A 13421-nucleotide genomic window follows, 5' to 3' on the forward strand; every position below is an offset into this window, starting at 1 on the left:
GGCGACGGGCCGGACCTTCCGGCCCTCCCGCGCGTCTGCCCCGTCCGCGGGCGTCCAATCCGGACCGCCCGGGGCGGCACGGGTGCCGTCAGGCGGCGTGCGAGGGACGGGCGGACCGCCCGACGAGGGCGGCGCGTTCGGTCTCCGACAGCCCGCCCCACACGCCGTAGGACTCGTGCACCTCCAGCGCGTGGCGCAGGCACTCCCGGCGGACGGGGCAGCCGCCGCAGACGCGCTTCGCCTCCTCCTCCCGCTCGTCGTGGGCCTTGCCGCGCTCGCCGGACGGGTGGAAGAAGAGGCTGGTGTCGACGTCGCGGCAGGCCGCGGCGAGCTGCCAGTTCCAGCGGTGGTCGAAGGCGCCGGGCAGGCGCGATATGTCGGTCACAGGGATTCTCACCTCGGCTGGACGGGGACGGGAGGGCGGGCGGACCGCCCCTGGGGGCCGGCCGCGGAAACGCTTCGGCGAGGCCGGCAGGCCCTGATCGGCCTCCCGGTCGCCTGCCCGCTCCGGCCCGTCCCACCCCTCGGTTTGGGAGGTTCCTTCCCGGGCAGACGCGTGCCGGCGGCCGGTCGCCGTCAACAGCCAGGTGGGGAGGGGCGCCCGATGAGCGGGAGCAACACGGCGGTGACTGCGCAGATCCGGGTCGAGCTGCTGACGGTCGGCGAGGACGGGGACGGGGACGGCATCGCCGTGCAGTCCTCCTGGGTGCACGACGCCAAGGACCCTTTGGCCGTCCACATCGACTTCCTGCTGCCCTTCGGGCGGCGGCAGCGGTGGTCGTTCGCCCGGACGCTGCTCGCCGAGGGCCTGGACGCTCCGGCCGGTGAGGGCGACGTGCTGTTCCACCCCGACGCGGACGCGGCGCACGTGCGGATGCTGCTGCGGGGTACGGACGGCGCCGCGGTGTTCCGCACGCGGTCGGGCGATCTGCGCGCGTTCCTGCGCAGAACGTACGCGCGGGTGCCGCAGGGGGCGGAGCAGTGCGGTGAGGCGTTGGACCGCTGGCTCCTCGGCGTGCTCGACCGGGCGTAGGCCGGGGCGCCCGGTCGGCAGGCCCGCGGGTCAGGCCGCCGTGGTGACGGTCACGGTGGTGAACCCGGCGGAGCGCAGCAGCCCCTCCAGCATCGCGCGGGCGCTCTGCTCGGCGCGCCGGGTGAGTTCGGTGTCCTTGGCGGCCTGCTCGATCTTCTGGGTGGCCAGCAGCTCGACCTGTTGCTGATTGCCCGGGTTGCCGCTGAAGAAGTCGCCGATCCGGTCGAAGAACCCGCGCTGCTGGAGGTAGACGTACGAGCGGCGGACGTCCAGGGCGGCGGGGGCGAGCCGGGCGTGCGGGACGACCACGGTGGCGGTGGTGCGGTCGGCCGAGACGGTCACCGCGCCCTTGTCGAGGGTGCTGAGGTCGACGGTCGCGTCCACGGTGCCGGCCGCCACGTACAGGGTGCGGTTGCCGAGCAGCGCGGACGGCAGGAAGGCTGCTTCGTGGTCGAGGTCGACGACGATCTGGAAGCTGCCCTGGGCACCGGTGAACTGCTTCATGTCCTGGATGGAGCGCAGCAGGACGGGCTGACTGCGGTCCACGGTGCGGCGTTCCAGGGGGTTCGGGATCGAGGGGAACAGGCCCAGGTGCGCGCCGGCGAGGAACACCGCGAGGATCGCGGCCAGGGTCACCGGCAGGCCGATGTACCAGGGGGTGCGTCGGCGGGCGGGTCGCCGGGCCGCGGGTTCGGGCGCGACGGGGTTCGGGTCGGCGGCGGGTTTCGGGTCGAGGTCCGTGTCGTCCGCGTCCCGGTGCGTGCCGGTGGTGCCGGTGGTGCCGGTGGCGGCCTTCCGGCCGCGTCCGAGGAGTGCCATCAGCTGTGCCTCCGCTTTCTCGCGTGGGGTGGGTCGGGCCTCGGGTGCGCCGGCCGGGCCGCCTCGGCGACCGGACCGGCGGACGGGGCGCCGATGTCCGGCGGGTACCCCGCGACAGCCGGGTCACGCCACTCGGAATCGGGCGACCGGAAACTCAACTCTCCAGACTTCGGACTGAGTTGACGAACAGCCAGTGATTCGACGGGAGCCTGTGTGGAGTGCTCCGGGGCGGGCAGACGAGCGGGGACGCGTCGGCCCAGGACGCATCCAGTGGAGGAGGATCCATGTCACGCACACAGGAGTCGGTCGAGGTGGCGGTGCCGGTGGCGGCCGCGTACGAGCAGTGGAGCCGGGTGTCGGCGTTCCCCCGGTTCATGAGCGGGGTCGAGGAGGTGGCGCCGGGGCCCGCGGGCACGGTGCACTGGGTGGCGCGGGTGGACGGGGTGCACCGCGCGTTCGACACCGAGATCACCGAGCGGATACCCGGCGAGCGGATCGCCTGGCGCACGGTGGGCGGCGCGGACCACTCGGGGGTGGCCACCTTCCACGCCCTGGACGAGGGCCGCACCCGGATCATGCTCCAGCTCGACCACACCCCGCACGGTGTGGTCGACCTGATCGGCGACCGGCTGGGCTTCGTCGCCCACCAGGTGCACCGTTGCCTCCAGGACTTCAAGCAGCACGTCGAGGAAGAGGCCCGGGCCGCCTGAACGGCGGCCGGGGCCGGCCGTGGACAGGACCGACGACCGCCACCGTACGAGGAGGATCCATGCCGGCCTCGACCCACCGACACCGCGGCACCCGGCGCACGCCCTGGTGGCCGCCCCGCCGGCCGGGCCGGCCCCGGCACCGGTCCCCCGGGCACCCCCTGCTTCCCGGCCGTCCGGTGCTTCCCGGCCGCTCGCTGCTTCCCGGCCGCCCGCTGCTCCGGCACCTCGGGCGGCTGCTGCTCGGCGACGAGCTCTTCGACCGGGCGGCCGCTCTCACCTACTACGGGGTGCTGGCGCTCTTCCCCGGTCTGCTGCTGCTCACCGGGCTGCTCGGCCTCGCCGGGCCCGCGCCCGGCGGTCAGGTGATGGACGGCCTGGGCCGGCTGGCCCCGGGCCCGGCCGGCCAGGTGCTGCGGGACGGCGTCGGGCAGGTGCAGCAGCACACCGGCGCCGGCGGCGTGTTCGCCTTCCTGGGCGCCGTCGGGGCGCTCTGGTCGGCCTCCGGCTACGTCGGCGCGTTCATCCGCTCGGCCAACGCCGCCCACGGGGTCCGCGAACACCGCCCGTTGTGGCGGCTGGCACCGGTACGGCTGGCGCTGACCGGTGTGCTGCTGGTCCTGCTGGCGGCGGGGGTGGCCATCGTGGTCCTCACCGGCCCGATCGCCGAACAGGCCGGCCGGGCCCTCGGCGTGGGCGACTTCGGCCTCACCGTCTGGTCGTTCACCAAGTGGCCGGGGCTGGTGCTGCTCGTCACCGTCACGGTGACGGTGCTCTACCGGACGGCCCCCGACCTCCCCGCCCGCGGCCCGCACCGGATCTCCCCGGGCAGTGCGCTGGCGGTCGTCCTCTGGCTGGCCGCCTCGGGCGGGTTCGCGCTCTACGCCGCGTACGTGGACACCTACGGCCGGATGTACGGCGCCCTGGCCGGGGTGATGGTGTTCCTGGTCTGGCTCTGGCTGACCAATCTGGCGGTCCTGCTGGGCCTGGAGCTGGACGCCGGGCTCGCCCGCCAACGGGCCGCTGCCGTCCCCTCAGCCACGACGGTTCACTGCTGTTGGTAGCGGCCGGGTGTGGTGCCGACGAGGTCGGTGAAGGCGGCGATGAAGCCGCTGGGATTGGCCCAGCCGCACGAGTGCGCGACATGGGTGATGTCGTGGCCGTCGGCGAGCAGCACCAGTGCGTGGTAGAGGCGAATCTGGGTGCGCCATTGGTAGAACGTCATTCCGAGCTCGCGCCGGAGCAGCCGGCTCAGGGTGCGGGAGCTGGCGCCGCAGCTGCGGCCGAGGTCGGCCAGCGGTGTGTTGTCGGCGGGGTTGTCCTGCAGCCGCCTGGCGATGGCGTGGAGTCGGTCGTCGACGGGTTCGGGGATGTGCAGTGGCTGCTCCCGGGCCTCGTGCAGTTCGTCGACGAGCACGCGCCGCAACCGGGCCAGCGGGCCGCGATCCTTCGGATCGGGGGCGTCGTAGCTGCGCGGCCCGGTGAGTGTGAGCAGGAGTTCCCGGGCGAGGTCGTTGGCCAGGAGCACGATGGGGCGGTCCGGCATGAGGCGGTCGTAGGAGCGCGGGAGGAACAGGATGCGCATGTCGGTGGCGCTGTGGGCGCGGTGGTGGTGAGCGACCCCGGCCGGTATCCAAGCGACTCGGTTGGTCGGAACGACTGAAATGCCCCGGTGGGTGTGCATGGAGAGAACACCGCGGGCGGCGTGGACGAGGTGCCCCGACGAGTGGGTTTGCAGGTCGCTCGCCTGGCCCGCGGACCACTGGTGCCTACCGCCCGTGGGCCACAGGATCGACGCGGCACCGCTGTGTTGGCGCGTGAGCGGTTGGCGGGGAAGAGGCATGGATTGGCAGTCTAACGGTGGACGGCCACCGGTGGGCAGGCGGAGCCTTTGTCCTATGAGCGCACAAGCACAGCCGAGAACTTTTGTCCTGGTGCCTGGAGCCTGGCACGGGGCGTGGGCGTGGGACGGCATCGTGGCCAGGCTTCGAGAAGCCGGCCATCGGGCCGTCGCCGTCACACTGGACGGCCTGGAGCCGGACCCGTCGCCGGGCGGCCCCGCGGCGAACCTGGACACCCACATCGACCGGGTGCTCACCGTGCTGGACGCCTGTGGCCCGGGACCGATCACCTTGTGTGCCCACAGCTATGCGGGCCTGGTCGTTGCCGGTGCCGCGGACCGGTCCACCCGCCCCGTCGATCGGCTGGTGTTCTGCGACGCCTTCGTGCCGGCCGACGGCGACTCCTGGTGGGGCCTGGCCAACGACCACTACCGGAACCGGGTCATCGCCGGGGCGCGGGCGGACGGCCGCACGGTGGCTCCCCCGGCCGGGACGGACCCGAGGAGGCGACCGCATCCGCTCGCCTCGCTCCTCCAACGGCTTCGCCTCGGGGACGGCATGGACCGCGTCGCACGACGAACCTTCATCTACGCGTCCGCGTGGGCAGCTACACCGTTCCAGGACCAGTTCAAGCGGCTGCGCACCGACCCCGACTGGGAGGTCCACGACCTGGCAGTCGGTCATGCCGTGTACAACGAAGCCCCGGACCCGCTCTTCGCCATCCTGACCGACGATGGGCCCTCTCGGTGACGTCCCGTGACGGTTTGTGATCTTCGCCAGGTGGTCCGGCGGCGAAGGTCCACGCCGCCGGCCCGCGCCGCCCGCACCCTGACCGGCCCCTCGGCCGACGCCACCTCAGCCCTGCACGAGGTCGATCTCGATCCAGACCGCCTTGCCCGGGCGCCCGACGCGCGGCAGGTGCCCCCACCGGCTGGCGAGCAGGGCGACGGCGTGGAGGCCGTGGCCGCCCGCGCGGGTGGGCGAATGCGGCAGCCGCGGGCCGGGCAGGGCGTCGGAGCCGTCCAGCACCTCGATCCGCAGGACCCGGGCGGTCGTGGACAGCACCAGCTGGTCCGGTCCGCCGCCGTACCGGCAGGCGTTGGTGGCGAGTTCGGAGACGAGGAGCAGCACGTCGTCGGCCCTGGCCTGCCGGGTGGGATCCGCGGTGGGCAGCCAGCCCCAGTCCTCCAGGGCGGCCCGGGTGTGGTCGCGGCAGCGTCCGACGGCCCCCGCGATGCCGCGCAGGTCCAGCCGGCGGGTGCGGCCCGCGGCGGGCACCCCCGGCATCGCCGACGGGATCGCGCTCCGGTGCTCACTGACGCTCATCTGTCCTCACTCCGACGACCGGCCTACTGACCTACTGACCTACTGATGTGCTGGCCTGCTGACCTGCTGATGTGCTGATGTGCTGATGTGCCGACCTGCTGATGTGCCGACCGTGGCCGGGTGACGGCCGGCCGGTACCCCTCGTGTGCCCACCGCTTCGCCAGGGACACCGGCAACGTGCGACGGGTCGGACCGCGCCGGGGACGGCACGGGACGGCCCTCCCCGTGGGTGTCCCGTCCGGGGTGGCTTGTCCGGGCCGTCCCGTCCGGGGTGGCTTGCGTCACTTTCCGTGCGTGCTACGGGGTTCGCCCTCGACCGAGCGGGTGCGGTAGCGTCCCGGACGGTACGGACATGTGCCCGGCACGGCTTCGGCACGGCCCCGAGCGGGGCGGAGCCGGATCGGGCGTTGACTGTGGCGGGCCCCCGGGTCGGTCCTCGGCCACCCGGCAGACGGGGTCCGAGGGCGGCTTCCCGGGCTCGGCGCTCTACGAGGAAGCGACGTCCCGATGGCCGGCACGACGAAGCCCCAGGCACAGCGCACGACGAGCGGCGGCACCGCGCAGGTCGGTGAACCGGACCTGCGGCGCCTGCTGGCCGGGCTGACCGCCGTGCGCGACGGCGACTTCGGCACCCGGCTGCCCGACGACGCCGACGGCCTGCTCGGCGAGATCGCCACCGTCTTCAACGGCATGGTCGACCAGCTCTCGCTGTTCACCTCCGAGGTGACGCGGGTCGCCCGGGAGGTCGGCACCGAAGGCCGGCTCGGCGGGCAGGCGGAGGTGCCCGGCGTCTCGGGGACGTGGAAGGACCTCACCGACTCCGTCAACGCGATGGCCGGCAACCTCACCAGCCAGGTCCGCGACATCGCGCAGGTCGCCACCGCCGTCGCCAAGGGCGACCTCTCGCAGAAGATCGACGTGGCCGCGCGCGGCGAGATCCTGGAGCTGAAGAACACCGTCAACACGATGGTCGACCAGCTCGGCTCCTTCGCCGACGAGGTGACCCGGGTGGCCCGCGAGGTCGGCAGCGAGGGCCGGCTCGGCGGCCAGGCCCAGGTGCCGGGAGTCGCGGGCACCTGGCGGGACTTGACCGAGTCGGTCAACGTGATGGCCGACAACCTGACCGCACAGGTCCGCTCGATCGCCGAGGTGACCACCGCGGTGGCACAGGGTGACCTCTCGCAGAAGATCCGGGTCGACGCCCGCGGCGAGATCCTGGAGCTGAAGGAGACCATCAACACGATGGTCGACCAGCTGTCCGCGTTCGCGGACGAGGTGACCCGCGTCGCCCGCGAGGTCGGCACCGAGGGCAACCTCGGCGGCCAGGCGACCGTCCGCGGCGCCTCCGGCACCTGGAAGGACCTCACCGACAACGTCAACGTGATGGCCTCCAACCTCACCGGGCAGGTCCGCTCCATCGCGCAGGTCGCCACCGCCGTCGCCAAGGGCGACCTCTCGCAGAAGATCAACGTGGAGGCCAAGGGCGAGGTGGCCGCCCTGGCCGGGGTCATCAACACCATGGTCGACACGCTCTCCGCCTTCGCGGACGAGGTGACCCGGGTGGCCCGCGAGGTCGGCACCGAGGGCACGCTCGGCGGCCAGGCCCGCGTCCCGAACGTGGCCGGCACCTGGAAGGACCTCACCGACAACGTCAACTTCATGGCGCACAACCTCACCAGCCAGGTCCGCAACATCGCCCAGGTCACCACCGCCGTCGCCAAGGGCGACCTCACCCGCAAGATCGACGTGGACGCGCGCGGCGAGATCCTGGAGCTCAAGACCACCATCAACACGATGGTCGACCAGCTGAGTGCCTTCGCCGCGGAGGTCACCCGGGTGGCCCGCGAGGTCGGCAGTGAGGGCCGGCTCGGCGGCCAGGCCCAGGTCGAGGGCGCCTCCGGTACGTGGAAGCGGCTCACCGACAACGTCAACGAGCTGGCCGGCAACCTGACCCGTCAGGTCCGCGCGATCGCGGAGGTCACCAGCGCCGTCGCCGAGGGCGACCTGACCCGCTCCATCACGGTGGACGCCTCGGGCGAGGTCGCCGACCTCAAGGACAACATCAACTTCATGGTGGAGTCGCTGCGCGAGACCACCCGGGCCAACGAGGACCAGGACTGGCTCAAGTCCAACCTCGCCCGGATCTCCGCCCTGATGCAGGGCCGGCGCGACCTGCCCGTCGTCGCCGAACTGATCATGGACGAGATCACCCCGCTGGTCTCCGCGCAGTACGGGGCCTTCTACCTCGCCGAGGAGGCCGGCGGCGCGACCTACCTCAACCTGATCGGCTCCTACGCCTTCCCGGCCGGCGAGACCCCGCCCCGGTTCAGGCTCGGCGAGTCCTTCGTCGGCCAGGCGGCCCGCAGCCGGCGTACGATCGCCGTCGACCGGCTGCCCGCCGGCTACGTGAGCGTCTCCTCGGGCCTGGGCCGGGCCGAACCGACCTCGCTGATCGTGCTGCCGATCGTCGTCGAGGGCCAGGTGCTGGGCGTCATCGAACTCGCCGCCGTCCAGGACTTCACCCCCGTGCACCGGGCCTTCCTCGAACAGCTGATGGAGACCATCGGCGTCAACGTGAACACCATCGTCGCCAACGCCCGCACCGACGAGCTGCTCGGCGAATCCCAGCGCCTCACCTCCGAGTTGCAGGCCCGCTCCGCCGAACTGCAGTCCCGCCAGGAGGAGTTGCAGTCCTCCAACGCGGAACTGGAGGACAAGGCCGCGCTGCTGGCCGCCCAGAACCGGGACATCGAGACCAAGAACCTGGAGATCGAGCAGGCCCGCCAGGAGCTGGAGGACCGCGCACACCAGCTCTCCCTGGCCTCCACCTACAAGTCGGAGTTCCTGGCCAACATGAGCCACGAACTGCGCACCCCGCTCAACAGCCTGCTCATCCTCGCCCAGCTCCTCGCCCAGAACCCCACCCGCAACCTGACGGCCAAGCAGGTCGAGTACGCCGGCATCATCCACTCCGCCGGCTCCGACCTGCTGCAGCTGATCAACGACATCCTCGACCTGTCCAAGGTCGAGGCCGGGAAGATGGACGTCACCCCGGAGCGGATCCCGCTGCGCAAGCTGCTCGACTACGTCGAGGCGACGTTCCGGCCGCTGACCAGCCAGAAGAGCCTGACCTTCCAGGTCACCACCGCCACCGGCGTGCCGCCCGAGCTGCTCACCGACGACTACCGGCTGCGGCAGGTCCTGCGCAACCTCCTGTCCAACGCGGTGAAGTTCACCGAGAAGGGCAGCGTGGAGCTGCGGATCGAGATCGCGCACGACGCTCAGGTGCCGGAGGCCACCCGCCGGGACGACGGCCCGGTGATCGCCTTCCACGTCGTGGACACCGGCATCGGAATCGAGCCGGCGCACCTGGAGACCGTGTTCGGGGCGTTCCAGCAGGCGGACGGGACGACCAGCCGCAAGTACGGCGGCACCGGGCTGGGCCTCTCCATCAGCAGGGAGATCGCCTTCCTCCTCGGCGGCGCCATCACGGCGCGCAGCACCCCGGGCCAGGGCAGCACCTTCTCGCTCTACCTCCCCGCCTCCCGCGCGGAGTTCGTCGAACTGAGCGCCCAGCACCCGCGGGAGGCCCTGGAGTCCGGACCGGTGGAGGCCGCCGCGCCCGGCCAGGAGGACCAGGCCGGGCCGGCCGGCCCGCCGGAGGTCAGCCAGCCCAAGCGGCTGCTGGTCATCGAGGAGCGCCGGCGCGGACTGCTGTCGCTCGTCGCGGAGAGCGCCGTCGCCGATCTGACCGGGCACTCCGGCTTCGGCAGCCCCCGCGCGGCGGTGGAGGTGATCACCACGGTCGGTGCCCGGGAGGCGGCGGAGACGCTCGCCGCGACGCCGTGCCACTGCGTCGTCCTCGAACTGGACCTGCCGAACGGCGCCGCCCTGGACTTCCTGGAGGAGATGGCCCGGGACGCCGCGCTGCACAGCGTGCCCGTCCTCGCCCACAACAACCGGCGGCTGGGCGCCGAGCAGGAGCGGCTCCTGCAACAGCGCGCCACCGCGCAGCCGCTGGAACTGCTCTCCAGCCTCGACGAGTTGCGCGAGCGCATCGCCCTCCACCTGAGCGCCGACCAGCCCGGTGACGTGCTGCCGCTGGTGCGCGCCGAGGACACCTCCGCCCCGGTCGCCCAGGACGTCGACGGCTCGCTCGCGGGCCGCACCGTGCTCGTCGTCGACGACGACGACCGCAACCTCTACGCCCTCACCGGGATCCTCGAACTGCACGGCATCCTCGTCCTCCAGGCCGAGAACGGACGCGCCGCGATCGACACCCTCACCCGGAACACCGGCGTCGACCTGATCCTGATGGACGTGATGATGCCGGAGATGGACGGCTACGCGGCCACCACGGCCATCCGGGCGATGCCCCAGCACGCGGACCTGCCGATCATCGCCGTCACCGCCAAGGCCATGATCGGCGACCGGGAGAAGAGCCTCGCCTCGGGGGCCACCGACTACGTCACCAAGCCGGTCGACGCCCGCGACCTGATCGCCCGCATCGAGCAGTGGCTGCGCCCCTAGGGCTGCTCCGACCAGCCCCGGGAGGGCTGTTCCCCACCGCCGGGGCGGGTGCTCCGCACCGACCGCCGCCCGCCGCCCGACCAATGCCCGCCGACCGACCACCGCCGACCGCCAGTCGCCGACCGCCACCACCCGCCGACCGACCACCGCCGACCGTGCCAACCGAGGAGACACCGATGCACGACTCCCAGCAGCCTCGGGACACCGCAGGGGACCAGCTCCCGGCGGTCCGGACGCCTCCCTCGGTCGTCACCCAGCGCGGCCCGGCGGAGCGGCCCGCCGCCGCAGCACCCTCCTACACCGGCGGCGGCGCGGTGGGCCGGCTGACGTCCACCGTCGACCGGCTGCGCACCGAGCTGACCCGGGCGCAGGCGCAGGCCGACGGGCGGGCCCTGGTCGAACTCGCCAAGGGCATCCTGGTGGAGCGGCTGGGCGTCTCCCCCGCCGAAGCCGCCCGCCAGCTCGACACGCTGGCCGACCGGTCGACGCTGTCCGTGCTGGAGCTGGCCGCCGACCTCGTCAACCAGGCCTCGCACGACCGGATCGCCGACGTCGCCCGCGAGTTCGTGGCCTCGGCGGGCGAGCCGTCCGTGGGGGTCCGGCTGCGCAGCGCCGAGACGGGGATGCTGGGAGCCTCCGACGTCCAGGCCGTCGCGGAGTCGGTGCTGGAGCACGCGCTGCGCCCGCTCGGGGCGCAGGCGGTGGCGATCTGGGCGGCCAACTCCGACCAGTCGCTGACGCTGGCGGGCAGTGCCGGGTTCGCCGGCGAGGAGGCGCTGCGCTGGCGCCACGTCCCGCCCGGCGTGCCCGTCCCGGCCCGCCGCGCCCTGACCGATCGGGCCCCCGCGGCCTATGCGTCGCTGGCAGCGGCGGGGCTCCCCTCGATCGGGCAGCGGGAGTTCGGCGGCGGACGGCTGGCGCTGCCGGCCGGCGCGGGCGGGCGGATCACCGGCGTCCTGGAGGTCTGCTGGAGCGGTGACCTGCCGGCGCAGTCCCAGTCGCTGCAACGGCAGTTCGAGGCCCTGGCCGAGCTGTGCGCGACCGCTCTGGAGTCCCGCCCGGCCACCGGGAGCGGGGACGGCGTGGACCAGCAGACCGCCGACCTGCTGGAGCTGGTCCACGGCCTGCAGGACGCCTGCCTGGTGATGCGGCCGGAGCTCGACGCGGCCGGCCGGCCCACCGACCACCTCATCGAGCACGTCAATCCGGGCTTCGAGGACTTCGCCGGGCGGCCGCGCAGCGCCATCCTCGGCGCCCGGCTGCTGGAGGCGTACCCGCTCGCGGCCGAACCGGGCGGCCTCTTCGAGAAGATCGAACACGTCCTGGCGACCGGCGAATCGTTCCGCTCCCCGGCGATGGGCCTCTCCGCCCTGGTCGACGGCGTCCCGCTGACCACCCGGGCGCGGGTGAGCATCAGTCGCCACGGCACGCGCGCGGTCGTCATCTGGCGCACCGAGGACGGCACCGCGCGGGTCGCCAGCCTGCTCCAGCACGCCCAGCGCCTCGGGCGGATCGGCGGGTTCGAGGAGAACCTGCGCACCGGCGAGATCGTCTGGAACGAGACCCTGTTCGACCTCCACGGCCTCCCGCCGCACGCCGACCCCGTCCCGCTCGAACGCCTGCCCGCCCACGCGCACCCCGACGACGGGCACACCATCGGCCGGTTCCTGCGCACCCTGCTGCACCACCAGCGGCCCGCGTCCACGGCCTTCCGCCTCCAGCGCGCCGACGGCATCGCCCGGCACATCCGGGTCGTCGCCGAACCCGTCCTCGACGCCGACAGCCGCATCACCGCCGTCCGGGGCGCCTACCAGGACGTCTCCGCCCAGCACTGGACGGAGGTCGCGCTCGCGGCCACCCGCGACCAGCTCGCCCACACCGAGCAGCAGGCCGCCGAGCGCAACCGGCTGGCCCTCCAGCTCCAGCACGCCATCATGCCGCCCAGCCGCGGCCCGCTGGACCTGCACGACCTCCGGGTGGCGGTGCGCTACCGGCCGGCCGAGAAGGACCACCTGGTCGGCGGCGACTGGTACGACGCGCTCGCCCTGCCGACCGGCCAGGTGCTGCTCTGCGTGGGCGACGTCGCCGGGCACGGCATCGAGGCGGCCACCGGCATGGTGGCGCTGCGCAACGCCCTGCGCGGTCTCGCCGCCACCGGTGCCGGCCCGGGCCAGCTCCTGGGATGGCTCAACACGGTGACGCACCACCTGACCGACAACGTCACCGCGACGACCATCTGTGCCCTCTACGAACCGCGGACCAGGGCGCTGCGCTGGGCCCGGGCCGGCCACCTGCCCCCGATCCTGGTGCGCGACGGCACGGCCGCCGAACTGCCGACCGTCTCCGGGATCCTGCTGGGCGCGATCGACCAGGCCGACTACGAGGAGGGCGAGATCCGGCTGCAGGCCGGGGACACCCTGATGATGTACACCGACGGTCTGATCGAACGCCGGGACCGCTCCCTGGAGCAGTCGCTCGACGACCTGCTGGCCGCCGCCGGAACGGCGGACGGCCTCACCGAGCTGGACCGCCGGCTCGACCACCTGCTGCGGTACAGCAGCTCCGACACCGACGACGACACCTGCCTGATCGGGGTCACCGTGCGCTGAGCCGGGCCGGCGCCGGCCCGGATCCGGGCCGGAGCCGGAGGTGTGGGGCGCGGGTGCCGGGGCAGGCGGGGGGACGCAGAACGCGCCGCACCGGGAACCGCCCGGGCGGCGCCGCGACCCGAGGGAGACGCCATGAGCGGCATCGAGATCTGGGACTTCCGCAGTACCTCCGGGCACGTCACCGGCACCGACCTGATCGGCTTCCACGTGGAGGCGGCGGACGGCGCGATCGGGAAGGTCGACAAGCTGTCCGAGGTGGTCGGCTCCCAGTACCTGGTCGTCGACACCGGACCGTGGATCTTCGGCAAGCACGTCCTGCTCCCCGCCGGCACCGTGCTGCGGGTCGACCAGGAGGAGAAGAAGGTCTACGTCGACCGGACCAAGGACGAGATCAAGGGCAGCCCGGAGTACGACAAGGACACGCACGACGGCGACGCCCGCTACCAGGAGCGGTACGCGGACTACTACGGCCCCTTCTACGGTGGCCACGTCATCTGACGCCCCGCCGGTCCGAGGCCCCCGCACGGCCGCCACCGCCGCCGGTGGCGGCCCGTGG

General features: G+C 73.2%; 11 protein-coding genes. 7 read left to right on the plus strand and 4 right to left on the minus strand.

The window, feature by feature from the left end:
- Positions 1-88: 88 nt before the first annotated feature.
- Positions 89-385: a WhiB family transcriptional regulator gene (locus OH807_RS03120; RefSeq protein WP_406193607.1), complete on the minus strand. Its 297-nt coding sequence runs from the start codon at positions 383-385 to the stop codon at positions 89-91.
- 219 nt (positions 386-604) lie between these two features.
- Between OH807_RS03120 and OH807_RS03125 the strand changes: the two genes are divergently transcribed.
- The gene (locus tag OH807_RS03125) at positions 605-1033 is read left to right on the plus strand and encodes an SsgA family sporulation/cell division regulator (protein ID WP_406193609.1); all 429 of its coding nucleotides are present in this window, start codon (positions 605-607) and stop codon (positions 1031-1033) included.
- Between the two features lie 30 nt (positions 1034-1063).
- Here OH807_RS03125 and OH807_RS03130 read toward each other — a convergent pair whose 3' ends face one another.
- Entirely contained in the window at positions 1064-1852 is a 789-nt protein-coding gene (locus tag OH807_RS03130) for a DUF4230 domain-containing protein (protein WP_406193611.1), read from the minus strand.
- A 284-nt stretch (positions 1853-2136) separates the two neighbouring features.
- Between OH807_RS03130 and OH807_RS03135 the strand changes: the two genes are divergently transcribed.
- Together OH807_RS03135 and OH807_RS03140 are read left to right on the plus strand one after the other, a co-directional pair.
- The gene (locus OH807_RS03135; RefSeq protein ID WP_406193613.1) at positions 2137-2562 is read left to right on the plus strand and encodes an SRPBCC family protein; all 426 of its coding nucleotides are present in this window, start codon (positions 2137-2139) and stop codon (positions 2560-2562) included.
- A 59-nt stretch (positions 2563-2621) separates the two neighbouring features.
- A complete protein-coding gene (locus tag OH807_RS03140; protein WP_406193615.1) occupies positions 2622-3623 on the plus strand; it encodes a YihY/virulence factor BrkB family protein in 1002 nt (333 codons plus the stop codon).
- Here the strand turns inward: OH807_RS03140 and OH807_RS03145 are convergent.
- On the minus strand, positions 3608-4144 hold the full coding sequence (locus OH807_RS03145) for a helix-turn-helix transcriptional regulator (RefSeq protein ID WP_406193617.1): 537 nt from the start codon (positions 4142-4144) through the stop codon (positions 3608-3610). The genes OH807_RS03140 and OH807_RS03145 overlap by 16 nt on opposite strands.
- A 313-nt stretch (positions 4145-4457) precedes the next feature.
- On the opposite strand from OH807_RS03145, the gene OH807_RS03150 reads away from it, so the two are divergent.
- Positions 4458-5150: an alpha/beta fold hydrolase gene (locus OH807_RS03150; RefSeq protein WP_406193619.1), complete on the plus strand. Its 693-nt coding sequence runs from the start codon at positions 4458-4460 to the stop codon at positions 5148-5150.
- Between the two features lie 105 nt (positions 5151-5255).
- On the opposite strand, the gene OH807_RS03155 is transcribed toward OH807_RS03150, so the two are convergent.
- Complete coding sequence (locus OH807_RS03155) at positions 5256-5726, minus strand: ATP-binding protein (protein WP_406193621.1); 471 nt, start codon at positions 5724-5726, stop codon at positions 5256-5258.
- Positions 5727-6233: 507 nt separating this feature from the next.
- On the opposite strand from OH807_RS03155, the gene OH807_RS03160 reads away from it, so the two are divergent.
- The 3 genes from OH807_RS03160 (at position 6234) to OH807_RS03170 (ending at position 13363) form a co-directional block, all read left to right on the plus strand.
- Positions 6234-10256 (plus strand): HAMP domain-containing protein, encoded by a 4023-nt coding sequence (locus tag OH807_RS03160; RefSeq protein WP_406193623.1) that lies wholly within the window; start codon positions 6234-6236, stop codon positions 10254-10256.
- 176 nt (positions 10257-10432) lie between these two features.
- Entirely contained in the window at positions 10433-12865 is a 2433-nt protein-coding gene (locus tag OH807_RS03165; RefSeq protein WP_406193625.1) for a SpoIIE family protein phosphatase, read from the plus strand.
- A gap of 132 nt (positions 12866-12997) precedes the next feature.
- Positions 12998-13363 (plus strand): PRC-barrel domain-containing protein, encoded by a 366-nt coding sequence (locus OH807_RS03170; RefSeq protein WP_406193627.1) that lies wholly within the window; start codon positions 12998-13000, stop codon positions 13361-13363.
- Positions 13364-13421: the final 58 nt, after the last annotated feature.

The organism is Kitasatospora sp. NBC_01560 (assembly GCF_045208415.1).
Classification (GTDB): Bacteria; Actinomycetota; Actinomycetes; order Streptomycetales; family Streptomycetaceae; genus Kitasatospora.

Bases quoted from the DNA above. Each gene is read 5' to 3' on its own strand.
- OH807_RS03125 (WP_406193609.1), top strand. From the start codon at position 605: ATGAGCGGGAGCAACACGGCGGTGACTGCGCAGATCCGGGTCGAGCTG.
- OH807_RS03130 (WP_406193611.1), bottom strand. From the start codon at position 1,852: ATGGCACTCCTCGGACGCGGCCGGAAGGCCGCCACCGGCACCACCGGC.
- OH807_RS03135 (WP_406193613.1), top strand. From the start codon at position 2,137: ATGTCACGCACACAGGAGTCGGTCGAGGTGGCGGTGCCGGTGGCGGCC.
- OH807_RS03140 (WP_406193615.1), top strand. From the start codon at position 2,622: ATGCCGGCCTCGACCCACCGACACCGCGGCACCCGGCGCACGCCCTGG.
- OH807_RS03145 (WP_406193617.1), bottom strand. From the start codon at position 4,144: ATGCGCATCCTGTTCCTCCCGCGCTCCTACGACCGCCTCATGCCGGAC.
- OH807_RS03150 (WP_406193619.1), top strand. From the start codon at position 4,458: ATGAGCGCACAAGCACAGCCGAGAACTTTTGTCCTGGTGCCTGGAGCC.
- OH807_RS03155 (WP_406193621.1), bottom strand. From the start codon at position 5,726: ATGAGCGTCAGTGAGCACCGGAGCGCGATCCCGTCGGCGATGCCGGGG.
- OH807_RS03160 (WP_406193623.1), top strand. From the start codon at position 6,234: ATGGCCGGCACGACGAAGCCCCAGGCACAGCGCACGACGAGCGGCGGC.
- OH807_RS03165 (WP_406193625.1), top strand. From the start codon at position 10,433: ATGCACGACTCCCAGCAGCCTCGGGACACCGCAGGGGACCAGCTCCCG.
- OH807_RS03170 (WP_406193627.1), top strand. From the start codon at position 12,998: ATGAGCGGCATCGAGATCTGGGACTTCCGCAGTACCTCCGGGCACGTC.